Annotated in this window: 12 protein-coding genes and 1 pseudogene; 7 read left to right on the forward strand and 6 right to left on the reverse strand. The window is 68.5% G+C overall.

Going from position 1 to position 13902, the window contains the following annotated elements; genetic code table 11:
• Nucleotides 1-97 precede the first annotated feature (97 nt).
• The 6 genes from GJ632_RS11765 to GJ632_RS11790 all read left to right on the forward strand — a co-directional run bounded on the left by GJ632_RS11765 (nucleotide 98) and on the right by GJ632_RS11790 (nucleotide 7938).
• The gene (locus GJ632_RS11765) at nucleotides 98-2401 is read left to right on the forward strand and encodes a nitric-oxide reductase large subunit (RefSeq protein WP_191453015.1); all 2304 of its coding nucleotides are present in this window, start codon (nucleotides 98-100) and stop codon (nucleotides 2399-2401) included.
• A 242-nt stretch (nucleotides 2402-2643) separates the two neighbouring features.
• Nucleotides 2644-3753, forward strand: coding sequence for a copper-containing nitrite reductase (nirK, locus tag GJ632_RS11770; RefSeq protein ID WP_191453016.1), 1110 nt, complete (start codon nucleotides 2644-2646; stop codon nucleotides 3751-3753).
• Nucleotides 3754-3913: 160 nt separating this feature from the next.
• On the forward strand, nucleotides 3914-4513 hold the full coding sequence (locus GJ632_RS11775) for an Lrp/AsnC family transcriptional regulator (RefSeq protein ID WP_191453017.1): 600 nt from the start codon (nucleotides 3914-3916) through the stop codon (nucleotides 4511-4513).
• A 264-nt stretch (nucleotides 4514-4777) separates the two neighbouring features.
• Nucleotides 4778-5131, forward strand: coding sequence for a four-helix bundle copper-binding protein (locus GJ632_RS11780; RefSeq protein ID WP_191453018.1), 354 nt, complete (start codon nucleotides 4778-4780; stop codon nucleotides 5129-5131).
• Between the two features lie 411 nt (nucleotides 5132-5542).
• The gene (locus GJ632_RS11785; protein WP_191453019.1) at nucleotides 5543-7018 is read left to right on the forward strand and encodes a hypothetical protein; all 1476 of its coding nucleotides are present in this window, start codon (nucleotides 5543-5545) and stop codon (nucleotides 7016-7018) included.
• Complete coding sequence (locus tag GJ632_RS11790; RefSeq protein ID WP_197427976.1) at nucleotides 7015-7938, forward strand: PH domain-containing protein; 924 nt, start codon at nucleotides 7015-7017, stop codon at nucleotides 7936-7938. Before GJ632_RS11785 ends, GJ632_RS11790 begins: the two co-directional genes overlap by 4 nt.
• A gap of 15 nt (nucleotides 7939-7953) precedes the next feature.
• On the opposite strand, the gene GJ632_RS11795 is transcribed toward GJ632_RS11790, so the two are convergent.
• Nucleotides 7954-9024 carry a M23 family metallopeptidase gene (locus tag GJ632_RS11795; RefSeq protein WP_191453020.1) on the reverse strand — a complete coding sequence of 357 codons (1071 nt, stop codon included), beginning with the start codon at nucleotides 9022-9024 and terminating at the stop codon, nucleotides 7954-7956.
• A 177-nt stretch (nucleotides 9025-9201) separates the two neighbouring features.
• On the opposite strand from GJ632_RS11795, the gene GJ632_RS11800 reads away from it, so the two are divergent.
• Nucleotides 9202-9861 (forward strand): hypothetical protein, encoded by a 660-nt coding sequence (locus GJ632_RS11800; RefSeq protein WP_191453021.1) that lies wholly within the window; start codon nucleotides 9202-9204, stop codon nucleotides 9859-9861.
• 41 nt (nucleotides 9862-9902) lie between these two features.
• Here GJ632_RS11800 and GJ632_RS11805 read toward each other — a convergent pair whose 3' ends face one another.
• The 5 genes and pseudogenes from GJ632_RS11805 to GJ632_RS22120 all read right to left on the reverse strand — a co-directional run.
• On the reverse strand, nucleotides 9903-10625 hold the full coding sequence (locus tag GJ632_RS11805; RefSeq protein ID WP_231751517.1) for a transcriptional regulator: 723 nt from the start codon (nucleotides 10623-10625) through the stop codon (nucleotides 9903-9905).
• A gap of 20 nt (nucleotides 10626-10645) precedes the next feature.
• A complete protein-coding gene (locus tag GJ632_RS23720; RefSeq protein ID WP_231751518.1) occupies nucleotides 10646-10837 on the reverse strand; it encodes a hypothetical protein in 192 nt (63 codons plus the stop codon).
• Between the two features lie 51 nt (nucleotides 10838-10888).
• Nucleotides 10889-12037: an ABC transporter permease gene (locus tag GJ632_RS11810; protein ID WP_191453022.1), complete on the reverse strand. Its 1149-nt coding sequence runs from the start codon at nucleotides 12035-12037 to the stop codon at nucleotides 10889-10891.
• Nucleotides 12037-12762, reverse strand: a complete 726-nt coding sequence (locus tag GJ632_RS11815) for an ABC transporter ATP-binding protein (protein WP_394351800.1) — start codon at nucleotides 12760-12762, stop codon at nucleotides 12037-12039. The genes GJ632_RS11810 and GJ632_RS11815 overlap by 1 nt, the downstream gene beginning before the upstream one ends.
• Nucleotides 12752-13902: pseudogene (locus GJ632_RS22120) on the reverse strand (hypothetical protein); the annotation flags it as partial. The pseudogene GJ632_RS22120 and the gene GJ632_RS11815, both read right to left, overlap by 11 nt.

The raw sequence follows: 13902 nt of genomic DNA on the forward strand, positions 1-13902 counted from the left end.
CGGAACTATCCGGCCCTGAACATGTTCGGTGGCCGATTCGACGGCTGGGAACGTCCCTGACGATACACGTCGGGGCCGTCACTATCGTCGAACTGGTATGAGAATCAGCCGTCGAACGATAGCGAAAGCGCTCGTCGCCGTGTTCGTCGTCAACCTCGTGGTGATGGGTATCGGCGCGTACCACTCCTCGCAGAACGTGCCGCCCATCCCGAAGGAAGTCGTCGGTCCCGACGGCGACGCGGTGGTCACGCAGTCGCAGGTACAGCGCGGAAAGATCGTCTTCCAGCAGAACGGCCTGATGAACCACGGCTCCATCCTCGGCAACGGGGCCTACTACGGCGTCGACTACACCGCCGACGCGCTGGATTTGAAGGTCCAGTTCATGCGCGCGTACTACGCGCAGGAACGGTACGACCGACCGTACGACGAACTCGCCGACGCCGAGCAGGCCAGCGTCGACAGCGTCGTCCGCGACGACGTGGACGAACCGCTGACTCCCGGCGCGCAGACCGTCCGGTACTCGCCGGCGGAGGTGTACGCCCACGAGCAGGTTCGCGAGGTGTACGTCGAGCGATACCACGAGGGGGCGACGGAACGCGGCCTGCCGGCGAACTTCGTCGACTCGGCGTCTGACGCCCGCCGCTTCGCGGACTTCGCGATGTGGACCGCGTGGATGTCGCACACCGACCGGCCCGGCAGCGACCACAGTTTCACGAACGAGTGGCCGTACGAACCCGCCGCCGGGAACGCGCCGACGGGGGCGACGATGACGTGGAGCGTCCTCAGCATGGTGCTTCTGGTCGCCGCGGTGGGCATCGGCGTCTGGCTGTACAACTCCGTCGAACTCCCCGAACCGGAGATTCGGAGCATCGAGGTGCCGCCGCCGGACGAAATCTCCCTGTCGCCCAGTCAGCGCGCGGCGACGCGCTTCGTCCCCCTCGCGGGAGCGCTGTTTGCCGTACAGGTGTTACTCGGGGGACTGCTCGCACACTACTACGTCGAACGCGAGGCTTTCTTCGGCGTCAGTGAGGTGTTCGGCGTCGAACTCCTCTCGGTCCTGCCGTTCTCGCTGGCGAAGACGTTCCACCTGGACCTCGGCATCCTCTGGATAGCGTCGCTGTGGCTGGGCGCGGGCCTGTTCCTGCCGCCCCTGCTGACGAACTACGAACCGCCGCGACAGAAGACGTACATCCACCTGCTCCTCGGCGCGCTCGTCGTCGCCACCGTCGGCGGACTCGGCGGCGTCTGGCTCGGCGCGCAGGGCTACATCGACGGCGCGCTCTGGTGGATTCTCGGCAACGAGGGCCTGGAGTACCTCGAAGTCGGCCGACTCTGGCAGGTCGGACTCCTCGTCGGCTTCGTGCTGTGGACGGCGCTGGTCTGGCGCGGCTTCAGACCCCTCCTGAGGCGGGAGTCCAGCTACGGACTGGCCCACCTCATCGTCTACGCCGGGGGGTCCATCGGCCTCCTGTTCACCGCCGGGATGCTCTACACGCCGCGGACGAACATCGTGATGACGGAGTTCTGGCGCTGGTGGGTCGTCCACATGTGGGTCGAGGGAGCCTTCGAGTTCTTCATCGTCGCCATCGTCGGTCTCACCCTCGTCAGCATGGGGTTACTGAAGAAACGCTCCGCCGAGAAGGCGGTGGCGTTTCAGGCGCTGTTCGTGATGGGGTCGGGCGTCATCGGCGCGGCGCACCACTACTGGTGGGTCGGACAGCCCGACGTGTGGATTCCGTTCGGGTCGGTGTTCTCGACGCTCGAACTCATCCCCCTCGTCCTCATCCTGTTCGAGGCGATGGGGCAGTACCGCGCGCTGGCCACGGGCGAGGAGGGCTTCCCCTACACGCTCCCGTTCATGTTCATCATCGCCAGCGGCTTCTGGAACTTCGTCGGCGCCGGCGTCCTCGGCTTCTTCATCAACCTCCCCCTCGTCAACTACTACGAACACGGGACGTACCTCACGGTGGGGCACGCCCACGCCGCGATGTTCGGCGCGTTCGGGTTCCTCGCCCTCGGGATGGCGACGTACATGCTCCGAATCTCGTCGAAACCCGCCCAGTGGACCGAGCGACGACTGCGGTGGGCGTTCTGGCTGTGGAACGTCGGCCTCGCCGTCATGGTGTTCGTGAGCGTCCTGCCCGTCGGCTTCCTGCAGTTGGAGACGGCGTTCACGCAGAGTTACGCCGCCGCCCGGAGTCTGGCGTTCTACAACGGTGAACTCGTCCAACTGCTGTTCTGGGCGCGCCTCCCCGGTGACACGATGATAATCCTCGGGACGCTCGTGTTCGTCTACGACGTGGTGGTCAAGCGGTTCTCGCTTCGGTCCGTCTCGACGCCCGAGGAGACGCCGCCCGCGGGGACGATTCCCGACCGACTGCTGACCGAAGACGACGACTGAGACCCGCTTCCGGCCGCCGTTTTTTCGACCGCCGTCGCCTCCCGTCACCCGCCTACGCGAGAGTCGACTGTCGGCGTCCCACTCCTCTCGTCTCGTCCTGCCGCCTCCCGCGTTCGCTCCGCACGTCGCCGAGAGACGGATATACGCCGGCGGGAACACCTTCGGGCACGTTCCAGTCTCGTAGAAATAGCAAACTAGTTGATTGTTTCGCCTTCGCTATCTCCGCTCGTGAGGTCAAGCCAATGTTCGCACCAACTCGACGACGCGTCCTGGAAGCGCTCGGAATCGGCGGCGTCGCATCGGTCGCCGGGTGTAGCGGCGACGCGCCCGCCGGAGAAGAGACGACGACGCAGACCGTAGCACAGACGACGGCGAACGCGACGGCCGAGAGCGTCGCGGCGGACCCGACGGACGTCCCCGACCCGGTCGACCGGTCGGAACCCAGACACCACGAGGTGACGCTCGAAGCCGTCGAGGTGACGGCGGAGATAGAACCGGGCGTGACGTTCGACTACATGACGTTCGACGGGCAGATTCCCGGCCCGATGATTCGCGTCCGGCAGGGCGACACCGTGTCGTTCACGCTGAAGAACCCGCCCGAGAACGACATGCCGCACAACGTGGACATGCACGCCATCTACGGCACCGGCGGGGGCGCCGTCGCCACCACCGCCGCGCCCGGCGAGGAGAACGCCGAACGGTTCGAGGCGACGTACCCGGGTGCGTACATCTACCACTGCGCCGTGCCGAACCTCGACTACCACATCTCCGCGGGGATGTTCGGCATGATTCTGGTCGAACCGAAGGGGGGACTGCCCGAGGTGGACCGCGAGTTCTACTTCGGCCAGCACGAACTCTACACGGACGGAACGCCCGGTTCCGAGGGGCACCACGGCTTCGACTTCGAGGCGATGGCCAGCGAGAACCCGACGTACGTCCTGCTCAACGGCGAGAAGTACGCCTACGCGGCGGCCAACCGCGGCCCCCTGCAGGCGAACGTCGGCGAGACGGCGCGGGTGTTCATGGTGACCGGCGGGCCGAACCTCCAGTCGAACTTCCACCCCATCGGCAACGTCTGGACCGAGTGCTTCCCGAACGGGTCGCTGTCGATGGAACCGCACACGCACATCCAGACGCAGGTGGTCCCGCCGGGAAGCACCATGGTCGGGACGATGGAACTCCCGGTGCCGGAACGCATCAAACTGGTGGACCACGCCCTCTCGCGGGTCGCTCGGAAGGGCAACCTCGCCGAAATCGACGTGACCGGCGAGGAGGACCCCGAGGTGTTCGACCCCGAGGTGGACGGCGCCGACGAAGGACCCCTCTACGGCGACGGCGAGGGGGACGGGTGACCGCGCGGACCGCCTCGGACGCCGGTTTCGTCACCGTCGCGCGGGCGTCGGCGCACGGGCGCGGCCGCGTTCGAGGGTGACGGCGAGCAGTCCGAACGGCGGTCGACGGACCCGACGGGTGCCAGAAGACCGAACAGGCCTCGCCGCCAACCGCCTTCTCATGGCCCAGCTAGACGAGACGGATCTCGTCATCCTGCAACGGTTGCTGGACGACGCGCGCCGGTCGTATCGCGGCATCGCCGAGGAGGTAGACCTCTCCGCGCCGACCGTCTCGAACCGGGTCGAACGCCTCCGTGACATCGGTCTCATCCGCCGGTTCACGGTCGAGTTGGACCGCACGCTGCTCTCGGCGGCCGACGAGACGCTCGTCGTCGTGGAGACGCACCCAGCCGACGCCGGCGACGTGATGTCGAAACTGACCGCCGTCGAGGGCGTCGAGCACGTGTTTCAGACGGTGGAGGGGCGCGTCGTCGCCAAAGCCGTGTTGTCGCCCTCTGACGTGCACGCCCTGTTCACGAACACGCTCGAAGACGAACGGGTCGAGGAGTACCGCGCCGAGTCCGTCCTCCGCTCCGCGTGGCGGCCGCAACTCGGCACCGACGACAACGAAGTCCAGTGTTCCATCTGCGGGAAAACGGTCACCGGCGAGGGGGAGAGCGTCGAAGTCGGGCCGAAGAGTCTCCACCGCGTCTGCTGTTCCTCGTGCACCGAACGGGTCGTCGAGGAGTACCAGTCGGTGCAGGAGACGACCGACGACTGACTCCGCGGCCGAGGGCCATTATCGAATCCACTTTTCCACCGGGCGAAACTTGGGTTTCCGAACCGGTCACCGCCGTCTTCGTTCGTTCGCACGCGAACGTCGTTCTCGTTCGTCGCCGAGAGCGAGCAGTCCGGCGCGTCCGGATAACAGTACCGGCCGACCGGTCCGTCCGAGCCGTCTCGACGCGTCGAATCCGTCTCCCCCGACACTTTGCACACGAAGCCACAAGGGAAGAAAAACGTCCGCCCGTGAGTACTAGGTGCGATGTCACTGTCAGAGACCCTGTCGAAGAACGAACGCCTGAGCGACGAACAGCGAGAGTGCATCGAGAACTGCACCGAAGCTGTCGAGGTGACCGAGTGGTGCGCCGACGAGTGTCTCGGGAGCGAGGAGATGGAGGAGTGCGCCCGTCTCTGCCGCGACGTGGCCGACGTCGCGTCGCTGCACGCCCGCCTGATGGCGCGCGGGTCGAACTACAGCACCCAACTCGCCCAGGCCTGCGCCGGCGCCTGCGAGGAGTGTGCCGAGGAGTGTCGCCGTCACGACGCCGACCACTGTCAGACCTGCGCCGAGGTTCTCGACGACTGCGCGGAGACGTGCCGTAGCATGGCGGCGTAACCGCGTCACCCCTCCTCACTTCGCCGTACTTCTCCTCTTCTCACCGCTCCGACTCGCCCGCCGACTGTCGACGTATCGCGCCGGTGGGAACCCGCGATGTCGAGCGACGCCATCGCAGAGCAAAGCTATCAAAACTAGCAGAGACCTCAAAACTGAACGACGACTGAGGTGTGCTCGTCGAACTGTTGCCTCGTTCGAATCCGTCTCCCACGACGTTCTCCTAATATATACTTTCAAGATATATAATATACCTGCCAGTCCTTCGTTGCCCTTCGGCGATGACGAATCTGTGGCGAAATACCTTTCTGAGGCCGTCTATCGACAGAATATCCGTCCTATCGAACTAACTAGTTCGTACTGACCTGTCGTAGTGACAGAACATTTATATAGGGTGTCGAGTATGACTCAGACGTGAACTGGAACCCTGAGTGGTCCTCCGCGGTCGCAGTCGCTCTCCTCGTCGCCGCGTGTCTGGTCACCGCCGGTCCCGTGGCGGCGGACGAGACGGCGACCCGGAGCGATTCGACCCCGAACGGAACGGCCGACGACGAGACGCCGGTGCAGACGGCGTCGGAGACGAATCGAACGGTGACCGAGGCGCGGACGGCCACCGAGACAGCGACGACGGCGACCGAACGGCAGACGCCGACCGCGACGTCGAGTCCCACCGAGACGCGGACTCGGACGGACGACACCCGGTTCGCGGTGTCCGAACTGGCGGCGTCCGACAGCCTTCGGGTGGGGGACGGCCTCGCGGTGACCGCCACGGTGACGAACCGCGGCGCGGCGAACGGAACCGAGACGCTCCGATACTCGTTCGGCGGGGAGACGGTGGCGACTCGGTCGGTGACGCTCGAACCCGGCGAGTCGACGGCCGTCACGTTCGAAGTCGCCTTCGACGACGTCGAGGCCGCCCTCGGGTCGGTCGAACCGGGCACGTTCGTCCACGGCGTCCGGAACGAGTCCGGTGCCGGGGCCGCGGCCCGCGTCCGCGTGACGCCGGACGTGGACCTCACCGTCGAGTCGGTGGACGCGCCGACGGAGGTGTCTCACGGCGACGCCTACGTCGTCCTCGCGACGGTCGGGAACCCGAGCGAGACGGCCATCACCCGCCGCGTCGCGTACGAGTTCGCCGGCAGAACGGTCGCGGAGCGAGCGGTGACCGTCGCCGGCGACGACGACCGACAGGTCGCGTTCGAGATTCGACTCGCCGACGTCGAACGCGTCGCGGGTCCCGTTCGAAACGAGACGACGTACGACCACGGCATCGCCGCCGGAGACGACCGAGACGTGGGGGCCGTGCGCGTCGTCAGAAGCCCGAGTGCGGACGCCTCGTCGCTGGCGGCCGAGTCGTTCGAGACGGTCCACGACGTGCGACCCGGCGACGTGTACACCGTCGAACTCGCGGTTCGGAACGTCGACACCGCCGACTTCGAGGGCCAACTGAGCTACCGCGTCGACGGGAACGTCGTCGCGACCGAGTGGGCGCGCGTCCCCATCGGCGAACGACGGACGGTCGCGTTCGAAGTCGAGTACGACGCCGTCGCCGACGCCGCCGTTCCGCTCTCGTCCGCGGAGACGGAACAGGGCGTCTTCGTCGGCCGGGAGGCCGTCGCGACCCGGCCCGTGGCCGTCTCGGTGCCGGCGACGCCCGAGGCGACGCCTCGACCGGAACCGACGTTCACCGCCGCCGAGACGCCGTCACCCGCACCGACGCCGGCGGGGTCGGACGCCGCTGACGCCACGAACGACGGGCCCGACGACTGTCGTCGCGGATTCTTCACCCCCTGCGGCGGTGCGGCGATGGGCGAGACGTCGCTGACGATGGTCGGTATCCTCCTGTCGGGGTTCGGAATCGTCTACCAGATGTACCAGGGGCGACGATGACTCGCGGCCTCCCCGCGGTCTGGAGTGCGGTGTTCGGCGCGCCGTTCGTCGCCGTCGGCGCGTACGTGTTCGCCTTCCAGTCGCAGTATCCGCTGGTCGCGAACCAACCGACTGCGCCGCCGGCGGCGGGCGTTCCGCTGGCGGCGTTCGGCCTGTTCGTCGTCGCTCTCGGCGTCTACGTGCAGTTCGCCAGCACGCCCGACCGGCCGACGATGCGCGACGGAGAGTGGATAGTGGACGAGCGAGACCCGGCGCAGCGAAGCGCACTCGCGAAGACGTTCGCCGCCGTGCCGTTCCTCGCCGTCGGACTGGACCTGCTGTACTTCACGACGTACCCGCTGGTCTACCCGACGCTCGCCCTCGCGGCGGGGTTGTACCTGTTCTCGACCGGCATCCACGAGTACTGGCGCAACACGCTCACGTCTTACCTCGTGACGAACCGCCGGGTGCTGGAGGAGTACCGCTTCGTCTCGCTCGCTCGCACCGAAGTCCCCTTGGAGAAGGTCCGCGCCGTCGAGGAACGGCGGTCGGCCTTCGAGTCGCTGTTCGGCCTCGGCGGCGTGCACGTCCGCGCGGGGTCGACCGGCGACCTGAGCGTGACGGTGCGGTCGGTGTACGACTCCACCGCGTTCGCCGACGAGATTCGCGAGGAGATAGACCGCGCCGGCGACGCGACCCGGACCGCGTTCGACGGCTACGTCGAGGCGACGCCCGTGGACGCAGCGACGGACGACGTCGTCGACGCCGACGAGCGCGACGCGCCGTCGGTCCTCGACGCGGAGGGGTCGGTCGAGTCGCTGGACGCCGCCGACGCGACGTTCGCCGAGGCCGAACCGCGGAGCGACGGCGGCACCGACGAGCCGATTCCCGACGCTGACTTGTGTGGGACGGGCGCCGATACGGGCCACGACCACTCCTGACGCTCCCTCGACGGGTCACTCCACGCGTATCGCTCGCGGCCGGACTTCGCTCCCGCGTCCGTCGGCCGGTGCCGGCGCGAACCCCCGCTGAACGACGCGGTGCCCCGCGCGGATGGCGGCGCGTTCGACGCGGGTCGGTTCGTCCTCCGGGCCGTCGGCGACGGCGACGTCCGCGAACGTCACCGGCAACCCCATCCCGCGGTAGAACGACGGCACGTCCTGCACGTGGAAGTGGAGGTGCGGTTCGGTGGAGTTGCCCGAGTGACCGCACAGGCCGATTCGCTGCCCCGCCTCGACGCCGTCGCCCGCCTCGACGGCGACGCTCCCCTCGCGGAGGTGTGCGAGGACGCTGTACTCGTCCGGTGCGTGTTCGACGACGACGTAGTTGCCGCGGATGTCGCGTTGCCGCAGGTCCAACCACCCGCGGGTTCGCGGGGCGTCGCGGTGCCCGTCGCTCGCGGCGACGACGACGCCGGCGGCGGGTGCGACGACCGGTTCCTCCCAGCAGTAGTAGTCGCTTCGGTCCGTCCCGTCGCCCGCGTGGGTTCGCCCCTCGCCGTCGGTCCTGACCAGGTCGTAGGCGTATCGCTGTCCGAGGATGCTCCACGAGTGCGAGTGGGCCTTCTCGTGACCGCCGCCCACGACGGTCCACTCCCCCTCGACGGGGAGTCGGTAGGTGACGGACCCCTCGAACGACTCGGGGTCGGGCAGCGAGAACCGATAGCGGGCGTACACGGCGAGGTGCCCGAGCAGTTGTCGGACCCCCTGCGCCTGGACGAACGGGTTCACCTGGAGCGGTACCATCGACAGGAGGAAGCGCGCAGAACTCCACCGGTCGCCCGTCTTCACCCACGACGCCGGCGACTCGCCGCGTGACGGAGCGAGCATCGTGACGAACGGCCACAGCGCGAACAGGAAGCACAGGAGGAGTGGCTCAAGGAACTCGAACCGTCGCGAGACGAGACTCGGGAGGCCGAGCAGTCCCACCAGGGCGAGGTTCGTCGGGTCCGGGACTCTGTCGAGGAGGGAGCCGTCGGACGGGTCCGAGGCGGGAGCGTCCTCTCCGGCGTCGGCGTGCGAGGGCATACCGACCGATGGACGGGAACGGAAAAGAGCGTTTGGCGAACGGAATTTCTATCTAGACTCTTACAACTCTGGCCGAGCGACCGTCGCTGGGGGAGCGACCGAGAGAGTAAGCGACATGACGCTCCGACCCCTTCGGTCCCGTGTGAACGACGTACAGGGACGCGGGCTTGCGTGGCGATGAGCGGCAGCGACCGAGACGAGTACGGGTACACCGAGTGGATATGCACGAACTGCGGGCGGAGCGCGCCGAAGAACAACCCGCCGTGCGACCGTTGCGGCAACATGCAGTTCGAACAGGTCGAGGTCCGCGCGAGCGACTTCGACGACGAAGTCACGGCGGCCAGCACCGCGGACATCCTCCGCGAGAACGCCGGCGTCGCCGTCGCCGCCGCCGCCGTTCTGTCCGTCGTCGTCGTCGCGATGCTGGCGTCGGCAGGCGTGTTCGTCGTCTCGGACCCGTTCGGGCTCGGCATCCGCTTCGGCGCCGTCGAAGCCGTCAGTCCGAACGACGACGGCACGCTGACCGCCGCGGAACTCCACGGCCGCGTCGCCGCAGAGTACGGCGGTAGCTCGATGCGGTGGTACGGCCGCGGGCTCGAACTCTCGTACCGGTCCGACGCGACGACGACGGGTACGCTGGCCGAGGAGGTCAGCACCGTCGCCGTCTGGTACGCCCAGTACGTCGGCGACGGCGGCGACGCCGACAGTCTCGAACTAACCGTCAGAACCGGCGACGGCCGGGCGCGGGTGACTATCGACCGGGCGGACGCCGCGGCGTTCGCCGCCGGCGACATCACCGAGTCGGAGTACCGGTCGCGGATTTTCCAGTCCGGGTAAGTCCCCGACCGCCCCTCGCAGAACGCGCCCGTCCGACCCCGTCACGCCGACTCGACTGCCGTCTCCACGACTTCGCCCGCGTCGGACAGCGTCACGTGCAGGCGTTCGTCGTCGAGTCCGACGGTGACGACGACGCCCCCGTCGTCGGCCCGGGTCGTCTCGTACTCGACGTGGCCCAACTCCCACAGCAGCGAGTCGCGCACCGGTCGGCCGTGGTCGTGGTAGAACGCGTCCACCGTCGGGTGGACGGTGAGGGCGAACCACGCCGGCCCGACCAGCGAGGCGGTACACGTCTCGCAGTCGGCCCGGAAGAGGGGCGTCGGCCGCGACGTGCGGTCGTCTGCCTCGTCCCCGGCCTCGGCCTCGTCGCCGCCGTCGGCACCGGGTCCGTCGTCCGCCTCGGTCGGTACGGCCTCGATACGGGTCGTCATCGCCCCGTAACACTCCACGCAGACGCCCTGTAGCGACAGGTCGATGGCGTGGCGAATCAGACTCGTCGCCAGCGTGGCGAGTTCGGAGACGGTGGCGTCGGCCGCCGCGTTCGGCGGAATCGACCACCGGAGCAGGGGGTGGTCGTTCTCGCAGGTCACGTCGAGTCGGCCGTCCTCGTAGACGCCGGTGGCGGCGCCGCCGCAGACGTTGCACGCGCCGTCCACCGTCGTGGGCCCCAGCCGTTCGTGGTCGGTGTACCGCCCGGCGAGGATGGCGGCGACGATTTCGCTGCCGGCGTGCGAGAGGCGATAGCCGTCCTCGGTCCGTTCCACGAAGCGACCGACCAGCGTGTTCAGGTGGTAGCGGAACCGGCCGGGGTCTCGACGCCGGCGCGCTTTCGCAACGCCGCGAAACCGGCCGTCGTCTCGCCCGTCTCGCGGGTGTGAGCGGCGAGGGCGCGGAGGATGGCGACTCGCGTCGGGTCCGACACCGCCGCGAAGGCGGCGTCCGGGTCACCCGACCCGTTCGGTGCGGAGTCGGACATACGCCGACCGTGGGGCGCAGAGCGGCTTAATACCCCGCCGCCTCGGCACGTTCACCCGCGGAGCGACTCGACCGGTGGGTCGCTCGCCGCGCGCCACGCCGGGTACAGGCCGGAGACGACGCTCGCGGCGACGCCGAACAGGAAGCCGAACCCGAAGTAGGCGAGGCTCTGGCCGGTGAACGCCGTCGGGTCGCCGAGGAGGGCGTTGTTGACGACGAGTCCGACGCCGACGCTCAGGACGACGCCGACGACGGACCCGACGAGGCCGATGAGCAGCGACTCGGCGAGCATCATCCGAAGCACGTCCAGTCGCTGGTAGCCGACGGCGCGGAAGACGCCTATCTCGCCGCGTCGTTCGATGGTGGACATCAGCATCACGTTCATGATGCTGACGCTCGCCACGAACAGCGAGACGGCGCCGATACCGACGATGAAGACGTTTATCTGTGAGAGCGTCTGGAGCGCCCGCGCCACCTCGTCCTCGAAGTCGGTCACCTCGTACCGCTCGGTCTGGTAGTTGAGCGCCTCGTCGAGGCGGTCACGCTCCTCGAACGCGGCGTCGAAGCCCTCCGTCTCCACGAAGAGGCCCTGGTAGCCGTCGCTCGGGTGCTGTGCCTCCGGCACGACGACGGCGCCGTCGGTGCCGAACACGCGGTTCCCCTCGTTCTCCGCGAGGACGGCGAGTATCCGGTACCGCTCGCCGCCGACGGAGACGGCGTCGCCCGCGGCGACGTCGAGTTCGTCCGCCACGTCCGCGCCGACGAGGACGCCGTCGCGCCAGTCCAGAGGGATGCGCCCCGACGCGACGGTGACCTGCTCTCGCACGTCGTTCACCGACTTCAGTTCCGCCCGCGTGGTCGTCTGTAAGTACGACACCCGCGCCTCCGTGCTCTTCATGGCGTACACGTCGTGCTCCGTCGCGCTCTGCACCCGTCGCAGGTCGTCGGAATCGAGCGCGTTCGTCGCCATGTCCTCTCCGGGTTCGACGAGGACGGTGCTGCCGATGCGGTCGAAGCTGTCCACCTGCGACCGCTCGAACGCGACGCCGGTGACGCCGAGGGACGCGATGGCGACGACGCCGACGACGATACCCAGCGTGGCGAGGGCCGTCCGGGTCCGCGTGCGGGTGAGGTTCCGCCACGACAGCATCGTCACCGGGAACAGTTCCAGCAGCCGCGTCTTCGCCCGACTGCCGCGCATCAGTCGCCTCCCGATTCGATTCGGCCGTCGGTCAGCGTGACGACACGGTCTGCGAACTCGGTCACCTGCTCGTCGTGCGTCACGGCGACGATGCCGACGCCGTCGTCGGCGATGCCCTCGAACTCGGATAGCACCTGCTGACCCGTCTCCCGGTCGAGGTTGCCCGTCGGCTCGTCGGCCAACAGCAACCGCGGCCGGTTCACCAGCGCACGGGCGACGGCGACTCGCTGTCGCTGTCCGCCCGACAGTTCGGTCGGGTAGTGGTCGAGTCTGTCGCCGAGTCCGACCGAGCGCAGGAGCGACGTGGCGCGGTCGTACGCGCCGTCGGACTCGCCGCCGACCAGTCGCGGCGCCATGACGTTCTCCGTCGCCGTCAGCGTCGGCACGAGGTGGAACGACTGGAAGACGAAGCCGACGGTCCGCCGGCGCATCCGCGTCCGCTCCCGTATCGACAGTTCCGACAGGGTCCGGTCGTCGAGTTCGACGTGACCCGCCGTCGGCACGTCGAGCAGGCCGAGCACGTTCAGCAACGTGGACTTCCCCGACCCGGACGGGCCGACGACGGCGACGAACTCGCCGGGGCGGATGGCGACGTCGACGCCGTCGAGGGCTCTGAGCGTCTCGTCGCCGGTCTGGTACTCCTTCACCACGTCCGTCGCCTCGATGATGGGTGCCGGGGACGCGTCGGCGTCAGAGCGCTTGACCCGGGCGTCGCTACGTCCCACCGCGGACCCTCCAGACGACGGCGCCGCCCACGAGCACCAGGGCGGCGCCACCCAGCAGTTCGACCGGGAGTCCGCCGGACGAGTCCTCCGTCTCCCCGTCGTTCGCGGGCTGCGTGTACGTCACCCGGCGCACCGTCTCCCGTTCGACGCCGTCGACGACGTACGAGACGTGAATCGGGACCGTGACGGTGCCGTTGGCCTCGGCCGTCGCCTGCGTCTCGAACGTCCCGAAGTCGCTCGGGCCGATGCGGCCGACGAAGAAGTCCGAACTGTTCGCCCCCGGCCGGACGGTTTCGCTGTCGCGGACGGAGACGGTCACGCCGGTCACGTTGCTCCCGCCGGGGTTGCTCGCCGTCCCGCGGATTCGGAGCGAGTCGCCGGCCGGTTCGACGTCGAGGTTCGTCAGCGTCACGCGGCCGGGGTTGGTCGGTTGGACGAACTCGCCGGTCAGTCGCTGCGTCGTCGTGTAGCGGGTGCCGTTGTAGTCGTACGAGAGCGTCGCGCGGACCGTCTCGCTCCCGTTCGTCTCTCCGCTGACGCCGATACTGACGCTCCGTTCGGCTCCCGCGCCGACGGTGGCGAACGAGTGACTGCGCGTTCGGAACGTCGTCTTCTCGGGGTCGAGGCTGAGTCGGACGTTCCGGACCGGCGCGTCGAGTCCGTTCGCCACCCGAACGGTCGCGTTCGTGGGCGACCCGGCGACGGTCGTGGCGAACTGCATCCCGAGGACCGGGTGCGGTTGGCGCACCGTCACGGGGACGGTTCGCTCGACCGTTCGCACGCCGTCGGTCGGCGAGACGAGGCGAACGCGGACGAGTAACTCGTGCGTGCCCGCCTCGTCGATACCGACGGAGTGGTTCACCGTCTTCGTGACGCCGGCCGGCACCCAGCCTTCGGTTCCCGTCTCGTTCAACCGCGTCCGCCTCTCGTCGCCGTTCTCGTCGAACACGGTCACACGCTTTATCGCGAACCGGCTGTCGCTGTCCTCGGCGTTCGACACCGCCGTCGAGACGGTGAAGTTGGCGTCCGTCGTCGGTTGCGTCGGCGACACCTCGGTGTGGACGAGGAGGACGCTCGAATCCGCCGTCGCGGTGGTCGTCGCCGCGGCGAATCCGCCGGAGACGAGGGCGACGACGAGGA

Origin of the sequence: Halogeometricum sp. CBA1124 (genome assembly GCF_009741955.1) — an archaeon.
Taxonomy (GTDB): Archaea; Halobacteriota; Halobacteria; order Halobacteriales; family Haloferacaceae; genus Halogeometricum; species Halogeometricum rufum.

What these genes read in the sequence shown, in the direction of transcription:
- GJ632_RS11765 (WP_191453015.1), top strand. Translation starts at nt 98, where the DNA reads ATGAGAATCAGCCGTCGAACGATAGCGAAAGCGCTCGTCGCCGTGTTC.
- nirK (WP_191453016.1), top strand. Translation starts at nt 2,644, where the DNA reads ATGTTCGCACCAACTCGACGACGCGTCCTGGAAGCGCTCGGAATCGGC.
- GJ632_RS11775 (WP_191453017.1), top strand. Translation starts at nt 3,914, where the DNA reads ATGGCCCAGCTAGACGAGACGGATCTCGTCATCCTGCAACGGTTGCTG.
- GJ632_RS11780 (WP_191453018.1), top strand. Translation starts at nt 4,778, where the DNA reads ATGTCACTGTCAGAGACCCTGTCGAAGAACGAACGCCTGAGCGACGAA.
- GJ632_RS11790 (WP_197427976.1), top strand. Translation starts at nt 7,015, where the DNA reads ATGACTCGCGGCCTCCCCGCGGTCTGGAGTGCGGTGTTCGGCGCGCCG.
- GJ632_RS11795 (WP_191453020.1), bottom strand. Translation starts at nt 9,024, where the DNA reads ATGCCCTCGCACGCCGACGCCGGAGAGGACGCTCCCGCCTCGGACCCG.
- GJ632_RS11800 (WP_191453021.1), top strand. Translation starts at nt 9,202, where the DNA reads ATGAGCGGCAGCGACCGAGACGAGTACGGGTACACCGAGTGGATATGC.
- GJ632_RS23720 (WP_231751518.1), bottom strand. Translation starts at nt 10,837, where the DNA reads ATGTCCGACTCCGCACCGAACGGGTCGGGTGACCCGGACGCCGCCTTC.
- GJ632_RS11810 (WP_191453022.1), bottom strand. Translation starts at nt 12,037, where the DNA reads ATGCGCGGCAGTCGGGCGAAGACGCGGCTGCTGGAACTGTTCCCGGTG.